At 42.7% G+C, this 17,898-nt stretch carries 16 protein-coding genes; 8 read left to right on the top strand and 8 right to left on the bottom strand.

The features are described from left to right. Positions 1-9: 9 nt before the first annotated feature. The 6 genes from ACT3QR_RS09355 (at position 10) to tsf (ending at position 6,040) form a co-directional block, all read left to right on the top strand. Positions 10-2,193, top strand: a complete 2,184-nt coding sequence (locus ACT3QR_RS09355) for an ATP-binding protein (protein ID WP_444521082.1) — start codon at positions 10-12, stop codon at positions 2,191-2,193. Positions 2,194-2,254: 61 nt separating this feature from the next. Next, entirely contained in the window at positions 2,255-2,617 is a 363-nt protein-coding gene (locus tag ACT3QR_RS09360; RefSeq protein ID WP_444521083.1) for a response regulator, read from the top strand. Positions 2,618-2,647: 30 nt separating this feature from the next. Further along, on the top strand, positions 2,648-3,097 hold the full coding sequence (locus ACT3QR_RS09365) for a chemotaxis protein CheX (RefSeq protein WP_444521084.1): 450 nt from the start codon (positions 2,648-2,650) through the stop codon (positions 3,095-3,097). A 35-nt stretch (positions 3,098-3,132) separates the two neighbouring features. Next, positions 3,133-3,582 carry a chemotaxis protein CheX gene (locus ACT3QR_RS09370; protein ID WP_444521085.1) on the top strand — a complete coding sequence of 150 codons (450 nt, stop codon included), beginning with the start codon at positions 3,133-3,135 and terminating at the stop codon, positions 3,580-3,582. A 409-nt stretch (positions 3,583-3,991) separates the two neighbouring features. After that, entirely contained in the window at positions 3,992-4,783 is a 792-nt protein-coding gene (gene rpsB / locus ACT3QR_RS09375; protein ID WP_444521086.1) for a 30S ribosomal protein S2, read from the top strand. Positions 4,784-5,158: 375 nt separating this feature from the next. Next, positions 5,159-6,040, top strand: a complete 882-nt coding sequence (gene tsf, locus ACT3QR_RS09380; RefSeq protein WP_444521087.1) for a translation elongation factor Ts — start codon at positions 5,159-5,161, stop codon at positions 6,038-6,040. 156 nt (positions 6,041-6,196) lie between these two features. Here the strand turns inward: tsf and ACT3QR_RS09385 are convergent, their stop codons facing one another. From ACT3QR_RS09385 to hflX, 4 genes are all read right to left on the bottom strand, one after another. Next, positions 6,197-6,907 carry a lytic transglycosylase domain-containing protein gene (locus ACT3QR_RS09385; protein ID WP_444521088.1) on the bottom strand — a complete coding sequence of 237 codons (711 nt, stop codon included), beginning with the start codon at positions 6,905-6,907 and terminating at the stop codon, positions 6,197-6,199. Positions 6,908-7,480: 573 nt separating this feature from the next. Next, on the bottom strand, positions 7,481-8,170 hold the full coding sequence (locus ACT3QR_RS09390; protein WP_444521089.1) for an LrgB family protein: 690 nt from the start codon (positions 8,168-8,170) through the stop codon (positions 7,481-7,483). Positions 8,171-8,186: 16 nt separating this feature from the next. Further along, positions 8,187-8,621: a CidA/LrgA family protein gene (locus ACT3QR_RS09395; protein ID WP_444521090.1), complete on the bottom strand. Its 435-nt coding sequence runs from the start codon at positions 8,619-8,621 to the stop codon at positions 8,187-8,189. Between the two features lie 375 nt (positions 8,622-8,996). Beyond that, positions 8,997-10,424 (bottom strand): ribosome rescue GTPase HflX, encoded by a 1,428-nt coding sequence (gene hflX, locus ACT3QR_RS09400; RefSeq protein WP_444521091.1) that lies wholly within the window; start codon positions 10,422-10,424, stop codon positions 8,997-8,999. Between the two features lie 306 nt (positions 10,425-10,730). Between hflX and ACT3QR_RS09405 the strand changes: the two genes are divergently transcribed. Further along, positions 10,731-11,531: a lysophospholipid acyltransferase family protein gene (locus tag ACT3QR_RS09405; protein ID WP_444521092.1), complete on the top strand. Its 801-nt coding sequence runs from the start codon at positions 10,731-10,733 to the stop codon at positions 11,529-11,531. A 158-nt stretch (positions 11,532-11,689) separates the two neighbouring features. On the opposite strand, the gene ACT3QR_RS09410 is transcribed toward ACT3QR_RS09405, so the two are convergent. Both ACT3QR_RS09410 and ACT3QR_RS09415 read right to left on the bottom strand, forming a co-directional pair. Continuing rightward, positions 11,690-12,730, bottom strand: coding sequence for an aldo/keto reductase (locus tag ACT3QR_RS09410; RefSeq protein WP_444521093.1), 1,041 nt, complete (start codon positions 12,728-12,730; stop codon positions 11,690-11,692). 100 nt (positions 12,731-12,830) lie between these two features. Continuing rightward, positions 12,831-13,328, bottom strand: coding sequence for an FKBP-type peptidyl-prolyl cis-trans isomerase (locus tag ACT3QR_RS09415; protein WP_444521094.1), 498 nt, complete (start codon positions 13,326-13,328; stop codon positions 12,831-12,833). Positions 13,329-13,511: 183 nt separating this feature from the next. Between ACT3QR_RS09415 and ACT3QR_RS09420 the strand changes: the two genes are divergently transcribed. Further along, positions 13,512-14,180, top strand: coding sequence for a DUF1294 domain-containing protein (locus ACT3QR_RS09420; protein ID WP_444521095.1), 669 nt, complete (start codon positions 13,512-13,514; stop codon positions 14,178-14,180). Positions 14,181-14,323: 143 nt separating this feature from the next. Here ACT3QR_RS09420 and lspA read toward each other — a convergent pair whose 3' ends face one another. Together lspA and ileS are read right to left on the bottom strand one after the other, a co-directional pair. Continuing rightward, on the bottom strand, positions 14,324-14,968 hold the full coding sequence (gene lspA, locus ACT3QR_RS09425; RefSeq protein WP_444521096.1) for a signal peptidase II: 645 nt from the start codon (positions 14,966-14,968) through the stop codon (positions 14,324-14,326). After that, complete coding sequence (gene ileS / locus ACT3QR_RS09430; RefSeq protein WP_444521097.1) at positions 14,961-17,822, bottom strand: isoleucine--tRNA ligase; 2,862 nt, start codon at positions 17,820-17,822, stop codon at positions 14,961-14,963. The genes lspA and ileS overlap by 8 nt, the downstream gene beginning before the upstream one ends. Positions 17,823-17,898 lie beyond the last annotated feature (76 nt).

Here is a 17,898-nt window from a genome sequence, read left to right on the forward strand (position 1 = left end):
GACTATGCTATGACTATGTCAACTCAAAACGGTAACTCGCGTTATCGTGGCTTGATCTTGTCGATTGCTGCCTTCTTGGCATTGATTGGGATACTGCTTGCATTTACGTTTTATACTTCAAGTGTCTTGGAACGCAACACCACACTGGTAAATATATCTAATAAAACAGCTAACAATGCTCAAGCTATCATCAAAGATTTGTTCGATTTACAAGGTAGTATTGGTGAACACATCAATTCTCCTCACCAAAAGCGCGTAAGAGAAAGACTAGACAATAATACTCAAGGTATTGATCAATTACTTTCTAGTATGCGTGAGGGTTCAGAGTACATTGACGATGCTGGAAATGTTCATAAAATTCCAAATATCAAAACATCAACTGAATTGGCAGCCTTAGAAAGAGCGCAGCAAGATTGGAGTGAGCTAAAACCACTAATTACAAACTACCTTGAAGGTGCTGGTAATATTCGGATTGATTCTTCAGACGAGCTAGCATTAGCATATGAACAGGCAAAAACGTCTAGCTTGAGTATGAACGATGCGCTTGATGAGCTGACTAATGAAGTTTATGAAGAAACAAAGCGTCAAGCGACCACCATTCGTCTTATCCAGGTACTTGGCGTTGCCGCTATCTTTACCTATTTCTTGATCTTCGTATTTTTCTTTGTACGTCGTTTACGTGAGACGGATGCTGAAGCATTTGCTGCTCGTCAGGAAACGCAAGAGATTATGCAAACGGTAAATACGGGTCTTTTCCTACTTGATAAAGACTTAAATATTGGTCAACAGCATTCTCGAGCGCTTAACAATATCATCGGCTCTGATAGCTTGGCAGGGGAGAACTTTACCAATGTCTTGCGTGGTCGTATCTCTGATAAAGACCTTAAGACCACACAGCAGTTCATCGAGCAGCTTTATAACCCTCGTGTTAAAGAAAAGCTGGTGGATTCACTCAACCCGTTACACAAGGTGATGCTACACAATGTGTCTGAAGACAAGAGTCTTGATAACCGCTTCTTGGATTTTAAATTCTCACGTGTTTATGACAATAAAGACATTGCTCGTATTTTGGTCAACGTTAACGATGTCTCAGATGCAGTCTACTTAGAACAGCGCCTAGAAAAAGAGCGTTCGCAAAACGATATGCAGATTGAGATGTTGACGACTATCTTGAATGTAAATCCAAAAATTATTAATGAGTTTATTAATAATACCCAAGCATATATCGAGAGAATGAACAATATCTTGAAAAACCCTGGTAGCTCGCAATACGAGCTTGAAGGCAAATTAAAAGCGATCTATCGTGAAATGCACAGCTTAAAAGGCGAAGCATCGGCATTGAAACTACATAGCTTTACAAAGATTGCTTCTGATGCGGAAGATAAATTACATGCGTTGCAAAACCAAGGTCAGTTGTCTGGTAATGACTTCTTACCGTTAGCGGTACATTTGGATGATTTACTCAGCTTATCGAATACGATTGCCACATTGGGTGAGCGTATCAACCGCTCAGCACCATCAGAAGCTAAAATGTCAACCGTACAAGCGCCAGTCGCTACGCAAGATCCAGTAGCAGACCATGCAGCTAGTAATGTTGACTTTGATGATGGGTTGGATATCGATTTAGATAGTGAGACAGATGACGATTTATTGTCTTTTTACAATGATTTTGCAAAAGAGATTGCTGCTAGGCAAGGTAAGCAAGTACAGCTAAAAAGTATGACGCTGACCCAAATAAGTATCCCAACACATCTTGCAAAGCCAATCAAAGAAATCAGTATTCAGTTGCTGCGTAATGCGGTAGTACATGGTATCGAGTCACCAAGTGCTCGTCATGCTGCTGGCAAAACTGATGTTGGAATCATTGATTTGGAAGTGCAAGACAACGGTTCAAACTTTATGTTGGTTGTACAAGACGACGGACAAGGTATCAACTATGACAGCATCCGTAATAAACTGATTCAAGAAGGTCGTTTCGGTACGGAAGAAGCCAACCAACTTAGCAAAGGTGACTTGCTCAAACAGCTATTCTCTTCTGGATTCTCTACCAAAGAGCACGCAGATGAAGACGGCGGTCGCGGTGTTGGACTTGATATTATCAAAGCTAAAGTAAAAGAGCATAATGGCAAGCTTAACGTAAATAGTGAGCTGGGTCAGATGACACGGTTTGTCATTACTTTGCCTAAAGCTTAATCAAAATAGTAATTATATTGTCAGGGACGACAAGCACTTCATTAAAGGTAGTAGATAAATTATGCATAAGTTAATGATTGTTGATGATTCAAATATTATTAGGAACCGTATTCAGCGCGCATACGATTCAGGAAAATTCATGTTGGTTGCGACAGCGACCAGCGGTGTTCAAGCTATTGAAAAGTTCAATGTCCATCGTCCTAATGTGATTACCATGGACTTAACCATGCCACAAATGGATGGACTAGAATGCATCGAAAAAATCATCGAGATCGATCCTGAAGTACGCATTCTGGTGGTATCAGCGTTGTCGGACAAAGCGACAGGCATCGAAGCATTGTCGCTAGGTGCCAGCGGATTTTTATGTAAGCCTTTTTCTGAAGAGGAGCTTGTAGAGTCTTTGTATGAGCTGATGCAAGACTAATACCATTCATCGACTAAAGCAGACGTCATTATGAAAGAGCAAAAGCTACAGATTTTTTTAAGTATTATTAGTAACTATTTTGACCAGTTTGGTGGAGAAGAGCTTGTTGCTGACACCCCTTACTTACTAGAAAATAAACAGCCAAAAGTCCATGATTATACGGGTGTGATTGGTATATCTGGTGGGCAAAAAGGTGTGGTATATTTTTCGGCGACGCGTGAATTGCTGTCTTCGATATTAGACAGTATGGGCGAAACTGACAAAAGTGAAGAGAACTATGTAGATCTAGCTGGGGAAGTGGCTAATACAATCGCAGGCAATGCACGCAAAGAGTTTGGCTCAGAGTTCCATATCTCTGTACCATTTGTCTTCAAAGGTGCGCCGCAAAGTATTGTATTGCCCAACGATGAGCGTTCTTTCATCATCCCCATTACTTGGCATTCTCAAGTAGGCGAGATTGTGGTCTGTTTGCAAGATTAATGCTGCCACGTAATACAGATGGATATTAATATATTATGGTTAAAGTAGAAAAATTGGGTGTATTTTTGAGCTCGATCAATGCATTTTTTGCGCAAATCGATGGCTCGGAAGTGTCAATTGATACCCCTTATTTGAACAATAATAAAAGCGCAGTTGGCTTTGATTATAGCGGCGTCATTAAGATATCGGGCCCTTTAGAAGGCTGTGTCTATGTCAGTGCATCAAGCGTGATGTTGCGAGAAATTATCAAAGTGATGGGTGAGCCTGACTCATCAATCACAATGATGAAGGATTTGCTAGGTGAAATGGCCAACACAATCTCAGGTAATGCTCGTACAGAGTTTGGTTCAGAGTTTATTATCTCTCCGCCGCACATTGTAGAGAGTGCGCCAAGCGTTTCTTATTTGCCTAAAGATCGTCAAAGCTATATCACACCATTTACGTGGCGTGGTTATAAAGCAGTCATTGGTATTTGTATTGCATAATATATGCATCAAGCGGTGCTTATATAATTAAATGAATAATTAAAAAGCGATGCAACTGTGTCGCTTTTTTTATTTTGTTAGCGCTCTATTTTGTTTTCATATTATGAATAAGCTGCTAACAAACTGGTGGAGTTTCAAAGGCGTTATGTGATAAAATACAGCGCAGTTATTTTTATAATTCACTTTATAGTTTAGATTTGGGCATTTGCCTTAATCTAGCGATAGCTTATTTTTAAACTAACCAATGACACACACATCATGGCAAAAAATTGCTGGGTGTTTGGCGACTTGATTAATTTGTGATCCGTTAGTACTTTACTAATGAGAACTAACCGGTAGCAGATGCGTGTCGCTAAATAGGCTGTTTTTGTGATGTGGAGGCATAACCCAACCAATAGGATATATTCTCATGGCTACAAAGAATCCAACCAAAATCGAAATGCGCGACTTACTACAAGCTGGCGCTCACTTTGGTCACCAAACACGTTTTTGGAACCCAAAAATGGGTCCATACATCTTTGGCGCACGTAACAAAATCCATATCATTAACTTAGAGCACACTGTAAAAGCGTTCAACGACGCGTTGACTTACGTAAACGGCCTAGCTGCTAAGAAAAACAAAGTATTATTTGTTGGTACTAAACGTGCGGCAAGCGGTATCGTACGTGAGCAAGCAGCTCGCGCTGGTATGCCATACGTTGACCATCGCTGGTTAGGTGGTATGTTGACTAACTGGAAAACTCTACGCCAATCAATCAACCGTCTAAAAGAGCTAGAAAAGCAAGCAGAAGACGGTACTTTCGCTAAGCTAACTAAGCGTGAAGCGTTAGAGCGTACTCGCGATATGGAAAAACTTGAGCGTTCACTAGGCGGTATCAAAGATATGGGCGGCCTACCTGACGCAATCTTCGTTGTAGACGTAGATCACGAAGCGATCGCTATTAAAGAAGCTAAAAACCTAGGTATCCCAGTTATCGGTATCGTTGATACTAACTCTAGCCCAGACAACGTTGACTACATCATCCCAGCTAATGATGATGCTATCCGTGCTGTGACTTTGTACGTAACTTCTATGGCTGATGCTATCATCGCTGGTAAAGAATACGCACAAACTCAAGCTGGTGGTAAAGCTGAGCAAGCACCTGCTGCAACTGAAGAAGCGCCAGCTGCAGAAGAAGCTGCTGCAACTCCAGCAGAATAAGTAGCTGACTTAAAAGTTTTAACTTTGTAAGGATATCTTGATAGTGTATCTATCAGCATCCATATAATGTTTTGAACAGCGTATAAGCTCATAATAGGCATGATGTAGTTTTACTCGTCATGCCTTGTTATTGAATAAAGCCTTATTAATAAGGCCACATGTATAAGCAAGCAGCTATTGGGCGAGTATTATTGTTTCCAATAGTCACATCGCTGTACTGTAGAGATGTTATTTATTTGACATCATCTATGGTTATATTAGTAATCATTCAAAACGAGCTGTCTGCTAGATTTTAAGTAATACCAAGATATCGAATAGAAATACAGCACTTAGAAATATGGTGCTCCTATAAATAACTATACTAAGGTGACTCTTATGACAGAAGTAAAAGTATCTGCCAAAATGGTAAAAGAATTGCGTGACCGTACTGGTCTTGGCATGATGGAATGTAAAAAAGCGTTAGAAGAATCAAACGGTGATGTTGAAGTTGCCATTGATAACCTACGTAAATCTGGTCAAGCTAAAGCAGCTAAAAAAGCGGGTAACATCGCAGCTGACGGCGCTATCATCATCGCTCAAGGCGAAGGCAAAGCATTCTTGTTAGAAGTTAACTGCCAGACTGACTTCGTTGCAAAAGATGACAGCTTCACTGCATTTGCAGAAAAAGTTGCTAACCTTGCACTAGAAAACAACGTAACTGACGTTGCTGCTATCTCTGCATTGCCTTATGGCGATGGTCAAACTGTAGAAGAGGCACGTGTATCACTAGTACAAAAAATTGGTGAAAACATCCAGGTTCGCCGTGTTGAAACACTTGAAGGTGCTAACATCGCTGCATACCGTCATGGTCTGCGTATCGGTGTAGTTGTATCTTATGAAGGTGGCGACGCTGACACTGGTAAAAACCTTGCCATGCACATTGCAGCGTTCAACCCTGTTGCTGTAGATGACGAAGACGTAGCTGCTGACGTACTAGCACGCGAAAAAGACATCATTGAAGCAAAAGCAAAAGAGTCTGGTAAGCCTGACAACATCGTTGAAAAAATGATTGAAGGTGGCCTACGTAAGTACCTAGACGAAGTTACTTTACTACGTCAGCCATACGTTATGGACAACGACAAAAAAGTTGGTGACGTACTGAAAGCTGAAGGCGTAAAAGTACTTGGTTTCAAACGTCTAGAAGTTGGTGAAGGCATTGAGAAGAAGCAAGAAGACTTCGCTGCTGAAGTTGCTGCAACTCAGGCTGCTAACAAGTAAGTATCAAGTAGTATTGAATTAAGCTGTGAGTACTTAATTGTGTCTCACAGTTTGGCTTTATCACTCGTGATATATCATGATATGAAGCGTCCAAACATAAAAAATCCCACTAATTCATTAGTGGGATTTTTTATGTTTGGCTGTTAGCTAACTGGCTTAGCGTAGAGCAGCATAGGCTGAGTTAGCATAGCTAGCACTATTACCATTGCTGCTGGTACCGTAACTGATATTTTGTAAACCGCTACCCGCATTGGCGCTGCCAGTTTGATTATTGGCATTAATACTCGAACCAAAAAGTCCTGTATCGTTCTTATACAAGCTATGGTAACGGCTCATTACTCTTTGGACATAGTTACGTGTTTCTTTAAACGGAGGGATGCCACCATACTTATCGACATTGCCTTCACCCGCATTGTAGCCTGCGACAGCATATTCAACATTGTTATTAAAGCGGCGCATCAGCCAAGCAATATATTTGGCTGATCCCTCGATATTATCTGCAGGGTTCCAAGGGTTATTTACTTTGAATCGGCGAGCAGTGGCAGGCATCAACTGCATAAGACCTTGTGCGCCTACTGGTGAGCGTGCATTTGGATTAAAAGCTGATTCAGTATGCATCATTGCTTTCATCAAGGCAGGGTCAACGCCGTTACGCTCAGCAGAAGCACGAATATAACTGTCATAAGAGTTACGATTGCCGCTGTTACTAGCGGCACTGCTACCATAGCTATCGTTGCTTGCGTCATACATCTTAGAGCTTTTGTAATGGGTGACTTTGACTGTTTTAGTAAACTTATTGAAGTTACCACTAGACACACTGCGATTAGTAAGTAGTATTTGACCATCGTTGCTTTTTTTGATGTACATACTATCTGCGTGAACTGTGACAGAAAAGCTCGAAAGAGTAATTGCACTTAGTATAAGGGGAGATAAACAGCGAGTCATCATAGTAGTAACATTTATCATAGAGGTATCACTTTTCATCGAATAATAGCAAATTGTTTTGCCTATATATACGTTGATTTAGGCGCATAAGCGGTTACTGAGTTTGCAGGATTATTTAGTCCACTGTGAGGGCAGCAGCTTAGCAATTATCACGTTTAATAAAAAATCATTTGCAAAAGACGCAAAAAATAATAGTCGCTTACTATAGCATATAATGAATTTTTAACGCATCATATTGGTAAAATAAGTTGTAAAATCAAACTTTTATCATTAAGTGAGTCAGTATGCAATGTTTTCTGAATCATGCAACCTAATGTTTTAGTAGGCCCTTCGTGCTTGCGAACTTAGATAAATAAAGTGTCTCAACTCTTTAAGAAGCCATAATGACATTTGAATAAGTGAATGTTTTTTTAATCTGAAATTAACAATAGGTAAGCTTATTAATCGTTAAATTCTTAATAATAGAAGGTAATCTAGATATGGTTTCAGTTATGACTAGATACCGATAGCGCTGATAAAGATAGGTACCCAAACCGCGGTAACCAAACCATTTACGGCGAGTCCAAATGCTGCATAACGCCCTGCTGTATGACTGATCTGCCATGCTTCTACTGTACCAAACGCATGCGCCGCTAAACCCAATGCGAGACCTTTGGCGCGGTCATCGTCGACACTACGGAACAAAAAGCGAGCGACCGTACCGCCTATCAAACCTGAGACGATGATAATTAGGTTAGCCATTGCCAACGGTGCTTTGATCAAATCTGCGACACTCAAGCCAATCGGCGTAGTCACAGAACGAGTAGCGAAAGCCAATAAGGTCTCATGACTGAGCGAAAATAAATAAGCCAGAGACATAGGTAATAACGCGCCAACGACACTCGCAATAGCGACGATTAAAGTGAGCTTTTTAACGGGTAAACCTTTGAAGTTCATCGCCGCCAATGGCACAGCCAAGAGTACCGTTACATACCCTAACAGATGGTCAAATACAGGTTTTGCCGCGCTGTAATAGTTGTTGTAATCCCATTGCAGTACAAATAAGAAAACAAGCACTAGGACCAGTGCGGTAATGACCATCGGTAACCATGATAATTTACGTGCCAATACACGTGCAATTACGTGTGCTGCCAAGGTTAATAGTATTGCAGCTAGGGTCGCCATAAAAACGCTGTCAAAAGTCATAATATCTCTCCGCAGCTCACGGCTGTCCCTTTTGCTCAGTGGTAGTCGTACTATCAGTATTTGCAGCATGGTTGAGCCAGCGATTAGCCAGTAATGCTAGTCCCCACAATGGTATGAGCGTACTAACGATCATCGTTATCATCACACCCAATAGCTCATCTCCTAGAGCGAATAGCAACAAGCCTGCACCAGCAGAAACTGGTAAAAAGGCAAAACCACTATCGACTAGTAAAGTATTACTGGCTTGCGTAAGCCAGCTTGGCAGCCCCTTAAGTAGTCGCCACGTCATCAAGATAATAAACATCGCAACTAAACCAACGATGTTGGCTGCTTTTTCGATGCCTGCCATTTGACAGAGAATAACGGCCGTTTCTCGGACAACGATAACCATGGTCAATGTTAGAATTAACGCAAGCCATAGTGGAAGATGGGAGGAGTGAGCAGACTTCATAAGCAATTCTGGCCAAGTCAGATATGAATGGGTGGTGTACAAAACAAAGTACGTGATCGCATCAATAATTCAACAGATGAAATGATGCTATAAATACTCATGGTATTAGCTTTCACTTTCAAATTATTAACGTTATCTATCAATATTTGTTGAATGTACAACAAGCGATTATATAGAGAGTGAGACAACTAATAAAGCCTATGCGCTATGACTCGTCATATCCAAAAAAAATAGACGATATCAATGGATATCGTCTATTCTATTTTAACTTACTATATAAGGATTTGTACGCCAATAGTATGAATCAAATGCTCATCAAACTATTGCCGCAAATGACTAGCTTTCATAATAGTTCTTACTTTCTAGAAATAACTATTACTTTGCTGAATCAGCTGTTTCTGAGTTTAAGGCATCAAATTCGTCAAACGCCTTTTCTTCAGCCTCTGTCATGGTTGGCTCTTCAACGTCATCAACTTTTTCAAACTCTTCGAGTACCGGCATCAGTAGTGTTGCTTGTGCAAGCGGCAATACATCGATGGGTTTCAAGTTAGCTTGACCGAGTAGCTGCCTTAAGCGATCACTTGGCAAACGAACCGTCAGACATTCGCGGCCTGTATCGTCGTAGCTTTCTTCTTCAATAACACCCAATTCATATAAAGTGTTTTTGAACTGTCCGGCATCATACGGCAAGGTCAAATCAAACGTTGTCAGTTTACCTGTTAGCAGCTGCTGTACGGCAAGCGTTAGCTCTTCCATGCCTAAATTCTGTCTAGAAGAGACATAAACGCGGTTTGGCTGACCTTCGCTAGCATAGCCGATATGTGCAGGCTCATCAGTCAAATCAATCTTATTGTAAACATTGAGCACAGGTACGTCGTTATCGATTTCTGCCAATACTTCTTTGACCGCCTGAATCTGCTCGTGCATGTCTTCACTAGAGGAATCAATGACGTGCAATAACAAGTCTGCCTCTAGTGTTTCTTCTAGAGTTGCATGAAAAGACTCAACCAACTCATGCGGCAGATGACGGACAAAACCAACCGTATCGACTAAGACGACACGACCAACTCCTTGCCAGTCTAGACGACGTAGGGTAGGGTCTAGCGTCGCAAACAGTTTATCAGCAGCGTAGATGTTTTCGTCAACCAAACGATTGAACAAAGTAGACTTACCCGCGTTGGTATAGCCGACCAGTGAGATGGTCGGTACGTCTGATTTTTGACGACGGGCACGGCCTTGCGCACGGGTCTGACGAACTTTTTCTAGTTTGCTCTTTAGCTGATTGACACGAGTCTGTAGTAGACGACGATCGGTCTCAAGCTGGGTTTCACCAGGTCCACGTAAACCAATACCACCTTTTTGACGTTCCAAATGCGTCCAACCACGTACTAGACGTGTTGATAAGTGGTTAAGTTGAGCCAGCTCTACTTGTAGCTTACCTTCGTAGGTACGGGCACGCTGCGCAAAAATATCCAAAATTAAACCAGTACGATCTAACACGCGGCACTTCACTAGTGCCTCGATATTACGCTCTTGTGACGGCGACAAGCTGTGATTAAACAATACGATATCGGCATCGTGCTCACGTACCATTTCTGCAATTTCTTCTGCTTTTCCGCTACCAACGAAGTATTTGGCGTCAGGACGTGAGCGTGAGCCGGTGACCAGTGCCAAACGATCGGCACCTGCTGAGTCAGCCAACAGCTCAAATTCACTAAGATCATCAGGATCTTGAATTTGGCGGATGTCTAAATGTACTAAAATGGCGCGTTCGCCACCTTCATGTCTTTCAAAATAATCCAAAGAGTATCACCTATTTAATAAAGTAAATGTCTCGCTATTATCAGCTCAATAAGTGTTGACGTAGCGTTCATATGATTATCTATATATGGTCTTATCACTTGATATTAAAGCGTATTAGCACAATTAGCGATGGTTTTATGTTACAGCGTTTGCTGCTGATAATTTTTTATAAATTTGCTTTATTACTCGTTTGTATAAAAGTCAGCGCACACTGAGTGAACAAGCTATCACTGAGTGTGTGAACTTTGTTATACTGGGCTCGTTTTTTGACTATTAAACACCCGTTATTTAATCATGAGGGCGAAGATGAGCCAAGCTAAATCAAGCTTTTCACTCAGACGACAGTTGAGCCGAGGCAGACAAGTTGCTGGTATGACCACGACCATGGTCGGCGGCATACGTGCGGCAAAGCGTATCGGCGCATTTAAGCAGCCACCACGCGAAACCCTACCACGTTATATCCAGACGTTTTGCCGAAAAATGGCAGGCTCTTTTGGGGTAAAAGTGGTAGAAGTGGAACCTGTAGAGCAGTTCCATGGCTTGTGGGTATCGAATCACGTGTCATGGATGGATATTCCGGTCGTTGGTACTGTGAGCCCAGCGTTCTTTTTATCCAAGGCTGAGATTGGTGACTGGCCTGTATTTGGCAAACTTGCCCATGCTGCAGGGACGCTTTTCATTGAACGTGGTTCCGGTGATGCAAGCTCAGTATCGGCACAGATTGCTGATTTTTTAGCCAAAGGTTTTTCGATTATTTTTTTCCCTGAGGCGACCACAACTAGTGGTAAAAAAGTAAAACGCATTCATGGAACATTACTACAAGCAGCCATAGATGCTGATGTGCCTATCAGACCGATCATCATCGCTTATGTCAATAAAGACGGTACACTAAGTGACGCATTGCCATATTATGGTAAGCTGACGATGAAAGAAAGTATGAAAAAAGTGCTCGATAGCAAAAACGTGACCGCTTATGTGTTGCCACTTGCGCCTATAGATCCAGAGGGTCGTAACAAAAGTGAGCTGACCAATTTATTGCAAGCACGCATGAATGAAGGATTGGCTGAGCTACATTCAAGAGTCCTTAGCACACCAGTTGAAGACTGATTACTTAAAGTTGAGCTAGTGTAGCTAACCTCAGGCAGTCAATAAAAGGGCGCAAATCGTTTCGATTTGCGCCCTTTTTTGTGGCCGATTTAATAGAGCAGGCATAATCTCATTTATTCAGCAGGCTCTATCAAAATTTAAACTCTATGAAAGACCAACTATGGCGATGGATTAGGTTGCTGTGCATGTACCGCCTCAATCGCTTCCAAGACATCTGCTGTCAGCTTCACATTGACACTGTCGATGTTTGATTTGAGTTGCTCGGTCGTCGTTGCTCCAATGATGTTACTGGTGACAAAGTGACGAGAATTTACAAAAGCTAATGACATTTGCGCCATGTCCAAACCTGCATCAGCAGCTATCTTGGCATATTGTTCAGTGGCTGATTTGGCTTGCTCATTCACATAACGACCAAAACGATCATACATGGTCAAACGTGCGCCAGTTGGACGTTTACCATCGAGGTATTTACCAGACAATACACCGAAACCAAGCGGCGAATAAGCAAGTAGACCCACGTTTTCACGATGAGCAATCTCTGCCATATTAACTTCGTATAAACGGTTCAATAGGCTATATGGGTTTTGCACGGTAAGTGGTGGAATTAGGCCGTTTTTATCTGCTTCCCATAGATAGCGCATGAGTCCCCAGGCGGTATCATTTGATAAGCCATACGCACGAATACGACCCTTTTTGATTTCATTGTTCAACGCCTGAATGGTTTCTAAAAATGGTGTTAAATCATCTAATGACTGTGTTGCCATGTCTTCTGTGTAGCCGCGCTGACCGAAAAAGTTTGTTTTACGCTCAGGCCAGTGTAGCTGATAGATATCAATATAATCGGTTTGCAGACGTTCAAGGTTGCCATCAATGGCGCTGCTGATATGCTCGGCGTTAAGGCGAGTTTGTCCATCACGCAAAAAATCCATTGGTGATATTTTGCTAGCGAGAATAACTTTGTCACGCTGTTTGGTTTTGTTAAACCAAGTACCCATAAAGCGCTCGGTATCGCCCTGTTTGTCTTTATCTGGTGGTGACGGGTACATCTCGGCGGTATCCCAAAAGTTCACACCTTCACTGAGTGCCATGTCCATTTGCTCATGTGCTTCGGACTCAGTATTTTGCTGTCCCCATGTCATTGTACCCAAACAGATTTTAGATACTTTTTCGTCGAGTTGCGGTAACGTTTGATACTGCATATAAGTCTCCCTTTTGGCTGTTTTTATTGATATTAATTTTTATCGTCGCAAGCTTTTATCTTAGTTAATGTCTAACGACTTTTTGTTAGTTTTTAAAAGGCTACATTAATTTGATACCTGTGACTCCAGGCGGTGTGACTTTAAAGATTTTTACTTTGAACAGTACGTCTTGTCCTGCCAGTGGGTGGTTAAAGTCCACTTCAACTTGGTCTTCATCGATGGCACTGATCGTACCAGGTAGCGTGTTTTTACCTTTGTCTTCGAACTCAACCATCATGCCAATCTCTGGATTGTCAGCGACTAGCGCAAACTGAGTACGACTAAAATGTTGGATGTTTTCAGGGTTCCACTCACCAAATGCCTGCTCTGGCTCAAGGTGTGCGGTACGAGTGTCACCAGCGCGTAGATTCATCAGTACTTGCTCAAAACCGGGTAACAAGCTTTCATCACCAACGGTCAAAGACACAGGTGCATCACGGTTAAAGGTTGAATCGATGATAGTACCGTTTTCTAGTGAAACTTCGAAGTGCAGCTTAACAAGGCTACCATGAGCGATACGCGTGTCTTCGTTTGGATTAATAAATTGAGATTGAGTCATAATAAAAAACCATCTGTTGCTAGAATAAAAGAATAGAAAATAATGCGTTTGATTACAGTGTTTTTAATTGCAGTATTGTAGTGTAAGAAATAATAAGCCATCTAAGACCAGATGTAAGCGTCAATAATGTAACGCAGATGGTGTACTATAGCTGGCAATTCTAAAAGATATGAGGTGTCGTTGGTGAATAAACAACAAGGCACTGTCAAAAAATGGCAGGATGATAAAGGATTTGGCTTTATTGAGACTGAAGCGGGCGATTCGGTCTTCTTTCATGTGAGTGAGTTTAAGGCTCAGCGCCGTCCTGATATCGGTGAGCAAGTCGTCTTTAGTATTGGACAAGATGCAGAGGGGCGTAGGCGAGCCAAGCAAGTACAAGAGCTTGGTTTCGTACAGCAAAAAATGGCACAAAAAAACCAGCAAATCCGTCAGCGTAATCAGAAACGTAGCCATCAAGCGGAGTTTGAAGCAGGTCAAAAGAAACGCTCATTTCTTGGACTGGCTTTTTATGGTGTTTTAGCTTTATTAGCAGTGACAGATAAACTGAGCTGGCTAGTGGTCAGTTGGTACGTCGTGCTAGGGATTATTACTTATGGTATGTATGCCAAAGACAAAGCTGCTGCGCAAAGTGGTGACTGGCGTACGCCTGAGTCTACATTGCATATACTAAGCGCGCTTGGCGGTTGGGTAGGGGCGCTATTAGCTCAGACGTATCTGCGTCACAAATCACAGAAGCCTGAATTTCGAGTTACTTACTATTTGACCGTCGTTGCTAATATGGCAGGCCTGCTGTTTTTATTGGCAGGTGGTGGGTTAGAGACTGTGACTGATTTATTATCAGAGTTGCTATAACCGTATTATAGATACTACTATGGTTGGTAATATCGATATTTTTATAACAGGTTATTATTAATAGCAGATAAAAAAGGTGGGTTACGAATACGTAACCCACCTTTTTTATTTATAAATTGAATCAATGTCTCTAGCTACAACGGTTATGACCGTGGCATTTCACGCTTTTTTTCCAAAAAGAGCATATCGATGACAATCAATAAGACGCCGAGAGAGATGCCAATATCCGCGATATTAAAAATTGGATAATGCCAAACATCAGCATAGTGCACATGAATAAAATCAATCACATGACCATGCAACAAGCGGTCGATTAAATTACCAACCGCACCGCCTAATACTAAGGCTAGACCAAAAGATAACAACGTGGCTTTACGAGGTGCTTTAATCAAATAGATGATTAAAAACAGCGACATGAGTAATGCCAGTCCTGAAAAAAACCACTTTTGCCAACCGCCAGCATCCGCTAAAAAGCTAAATGCCGCACCGTAGTTGTAGGCCAATGTCCAATTAAGAAATGGCTCAATCACGGGGACTGGATCATGAAAGGTCAGTTTGGTTTCTGCCAGCCATTTGGTCCACTGATCGATGATGACGACAATCAATGCCAATGCATACCATACAAAAGCACGACTACCATTAGCTACCAGTTTTGGTGTTTTTGTTAGGCGGCTTCTAGGCGTAGTTGAGCTACCTGTGGTCGCATGGGCGGGTTTAGGCGAGTCGTCAACCTCAACCTGTGGCTGCTGGTCATGCTGGCTTTCAGATGAATCTGTTGGGTTAGGCATAGTGACGCACCTCACCGTCGCCACTGACGTTGGTCACGCAGCGCGCGCATAGTTCAGGATGTGCGCTATCTATACCGATGTCATCACGGATGTGCCAGCAGCGTACACATTTAGTACCGTTAGCCGCGCTGACTTGTACAACTAAGTCGACAACACCTTCTGTACTTTCTGCGTTCGCATCGTCTGTCTGTTTGATGCTATCAACAGGTGCTTCATTCATTGGCTTCAATGTAGCGTTACTAGTAATTAGTACAAAACGTAGCTCTTCATTAAGCTTGGCTAGGCTTTCATACATTGCACCGTCAGCGTATAGGCTCACGTCGGCAGACAAGTTGGCATTGATGATTTTTTCGCCACGTGCTGTTTCGATATGCTTGTTCACCATGTCTTTTGCTAGCATGATGCGCTGCCAGTCATCCTTGCTGATGGCACTTAGCTCAAATGCTGGGAACTCATACCACTCTTGAGTGAATACATAGCCACCTTTGTCTGCTTCACGTTGATTCAGTACTTCCCAAGCCTCTTGGGCTGTGAATGACAAGACTGGGGTAATCCAGCGAATCAGCGCATGAGTGATATGGTAGATAGCTGTCTGTGCAGAGCGACGAGGTTGTCCATCTGCCTGCGTGGTGTACTGGCGATCCTTGATGATATCTAAGTAGAAGCTACCCAAGTCTTGCGAACAAAACGCAGTGACGTGCTGAGTGACTTGGTGGAAATCCATCGCGTCGTAAGCGCTAATGATTTGTGCTTGTACCGTTTGCGCGCGCTCAATGATGAATTTATCAAGGCTAACCAATTCATTAATATCAATGCTGTCAGTCGCTGGATCAAAATCATCGGTATTGGCAAGCAAGAAACGTAAGGTATTACGGATACGGCGATACATATCGATCGCACCCTTAAAGACTGTCTTACCCGCGCTCATCTCATAACGATAGTCACTTGAAGCAATCCACAGACGCAGCATGTCCGCCCCTGTTTTGTTGATTTCTTCTTGCGGAGTGATGATGTTGCCCAGTGACTTACTCATCTTACGACCGTTTTCATCGACCACAAAACCATGGGTCAATACTTGCTTAAACGGTGGACGCTCATATATGGCTTCCGAAGTCAGCAGTGACGTCTGGAACCAGCCGCGATGCTGGTCAGAACCTTCTAAATACATATCAGCTGGATTGGTCAATTCTTCACGTTGGTCAAGTACCGCAAAATGCGTCGTACCTGAGTCAAACCAAACGTCTAAAGTATCAGTGGCTTTGTCGTAGTCAGCGGCCTCTTTTCCTAAGAAATCTTCACAGCTAGCATCAAACCAAGCTTCAACACCGCCCTCATTGATTTTTTGTGCAGCCGTTTCCATCAGCTCAAGCGTGTTTGGATGCAGCTGACCTGTTTCTTTGTGCGTAAAGAAAGTAATCGGCACGCCCCACGTACGCTGGCGTGAGATACACCAGTCAGGACGACCATTCATCATTGATTCGATACGGTTTTGTCCCCACGTTGGCGTCCAGTTTACCGATGGAATATCAGCAAGCGCGCGAGCACGTAAGCCTTGGGTTTCCATGTTGATAAACCATTGAGGGGTAGCACGGAAAATAATTGGCGACTTATGACGCCAGCAATGCGGATAGCTATGCTCGATTTTGGTATGGCTGACTAAATGACCGTTGTCATGTAAGGCAGCGATGATTTTTGGATTGGCTTTATAGATGTGCTCACCTGCAAATACCGCCGCGCTATCTAAATAAACACCCGTACCACTTACTGGGTTTTCCACTGGCAAGTTGTATTTTAGACCAACAATATAATCGTCTAAACCGTGACCAGGTGCGGTATGTACCAGACCAGTACCACTATCGGTAGTTACATGATCACCCAAGATAAGCGGCACTTGACGATCTTCAATCAGTGGATGCTGGGCACGCAGACCTTCAAGCTCGCTGCCTGATACAGTTGCTAGGATGCCATTGTTATCCAGTTTTAGCTCACTCAATGCAGTTTCGACAAGATCTGCTGCTAATAAGAAGTTGCCTTTGTCAGTCGCGACCACGCTATAGTTATGCTCAGGATGGACTGAGATAGCTTGGTTGGCAGGCAGTGTCCACGGCGTGGTGGTCCAAATAACAGCAGCGATATTGTCCGCTACTTCAGCCAATGCAGCTACTTTATCCGTACCAAGCACATCAAAGCTGACATAGATGGCGTCAGAGACTTTATCTTGATACTCTACTTCTGCTTCTGCTAGAGCAGAACTACAGTCCAAGCACCAGTTGACTGGTTTCATACCACGCGTCACATGACCATTGTCGTAGATTTTGGCAAGGGCGCGCACAATGTTAGCTTCTTGATGGAAATTCATGGTTAGATAAGGATTGTCCCAATCACCAAACACACCTAGACGCTTGAAGTCTGTCTTTTGCAGTTCAATCTGCGTACTCGCATATTCACGGCATAAGCCACGGAATTCGGTGGCAGAAACCTTTTTACCAACTTTACCAACCTTGGCTTCGACCTTTTGTTCGATTGGTAGACCATGGCAGTCCCAACCAGGGACATAAGGCGCATCAAATCCTGATAAAGTTTTTGACTTTACGATAATGTCTTTTAGTACTTTATTAACTGCATGCCCCAAGTGAATCTGACCGTTAGCGTATGGAGGGCCATCGTGCAAAATATACTTAGTTGCACCAGCACGCGCCTGACGAATTTTACCGTACACGTCATCCGCTTCCCAAGCAGCTAGCCAATCTGGCTCGCGTTTGGCAAGGTTTGCGCGCATCGCAAATGGTGTATCTGCAAGGTTCAGCGTATCTTTATAATCTTGGCTTGGTTTGTCAGTGCTTTTATCAGTCATAGAAGGTATCTTTTTAAAAGGTAGGTTTGTGTGTCGGTTAAAAACCGGATACAAGGCTCGATGTTCAATATAATAC

The organism is Psychrobacter sp. AOP7-B1-25, from assembly GCF_052376195.1.
Lineage (GTDB): Bacteria > Pseudomonadota > Gammaproteobacteria > Pseudomonadales > Moraxellaceae > Psychrobacter.

Coding starts and splice junctions, on each gene's coding strand:
- ACT3QR_RS09370 (WP_444521085.1), top strand. CDS start 3,133: ATGGTTAAAGTAGAAAAATTGGGTGTATTTTTGAGCTCGATCAATGCA.
- ACT3QR_RS09355 (WP_444521082.1), top strand. CDS start 10: ATGACTATGTCAACTCAAAACGGTAACTCGCGTTATCGTGGCTTGATC.
- ACT3QR_RS09395 (WP_444521090.1), bottom strand. CDS start 8,621: ATGAAGTCTGCTCACTCCTCCCATCTTCCACTATGGCTTGCGTTAATT.
- ACT3QR_RS09415 (WP_444521094.1), bottom strand. CDS start 13,328: ATGACTCAATCTCAATTTATTAATCCAAACGAAGACACGCGTATCGCT.
- ACT3QR_RS09405 (WP_444521092.1), top strand. CDS start 10,731: ATGAGCCAAGCTAAATCAAGCTTTTCACTCAGACGACAGTTGAGCCGA.
- ACT3QR_RS09365 (WP_444521084.1), top strand. CDS start 2,648: ATGAAAGAGCAAAAGCTACAGATTTTTTTAAGTATTATTAGTAACTAT.
- ACT3QR_RS09360 (WP_444521083.1), top strand. CDS start 2,255: ATGCATAAGTTAATGATTGTTGATGATTCAAATATTATTAGGAACCGT.
- ACT3QR_RS09410 (WP_444521093.1), bottom strand. CDS start 12,730: ATGCAGTATCAAACGTTACCGCAACTCGACGAAAAAGTATCTAAAATC.
- ACT3QR_RS09385 (WP_444521088.1), bottom strand. CDS start 6,907: ATGTACATCAAAAAAAGCAACGATGGTCAAATACTACTTACTAATCGC.
- tsf (WP_444521087.1), top strand. CDS start 5,159: ATGACAGAAGTAAAAGTATCTGCCAAAATGGTAAAAGAATTGCGTGAC.
- rpsB (WP_444521086.1), top strand. CDS start 3,992: ATGGCTACAAAGAATCCAACCAAAATCGAAATGCGCGACTTACTACAA.
- ileS (WP_444521097.1), bottom strand. CDS start 17,822: ATGACTGATAAAAGCACTGACAAACCAAGCCAAGATTATAAAGATACG.
- lspA (WP_444521096.1), bottom strand. CDS start 14,968: ATGCCTAACCCAACAGATTCATCTGAAAGCCAGCATGACCAGCAGCCA.
- ACT3QR_RS09390 (WP_444521089.1), bottom strand. CDS start 8,170: ATGACTTTTGACAGCGTTTTTATGGCGACCCTAGCTGCAATACTATTA.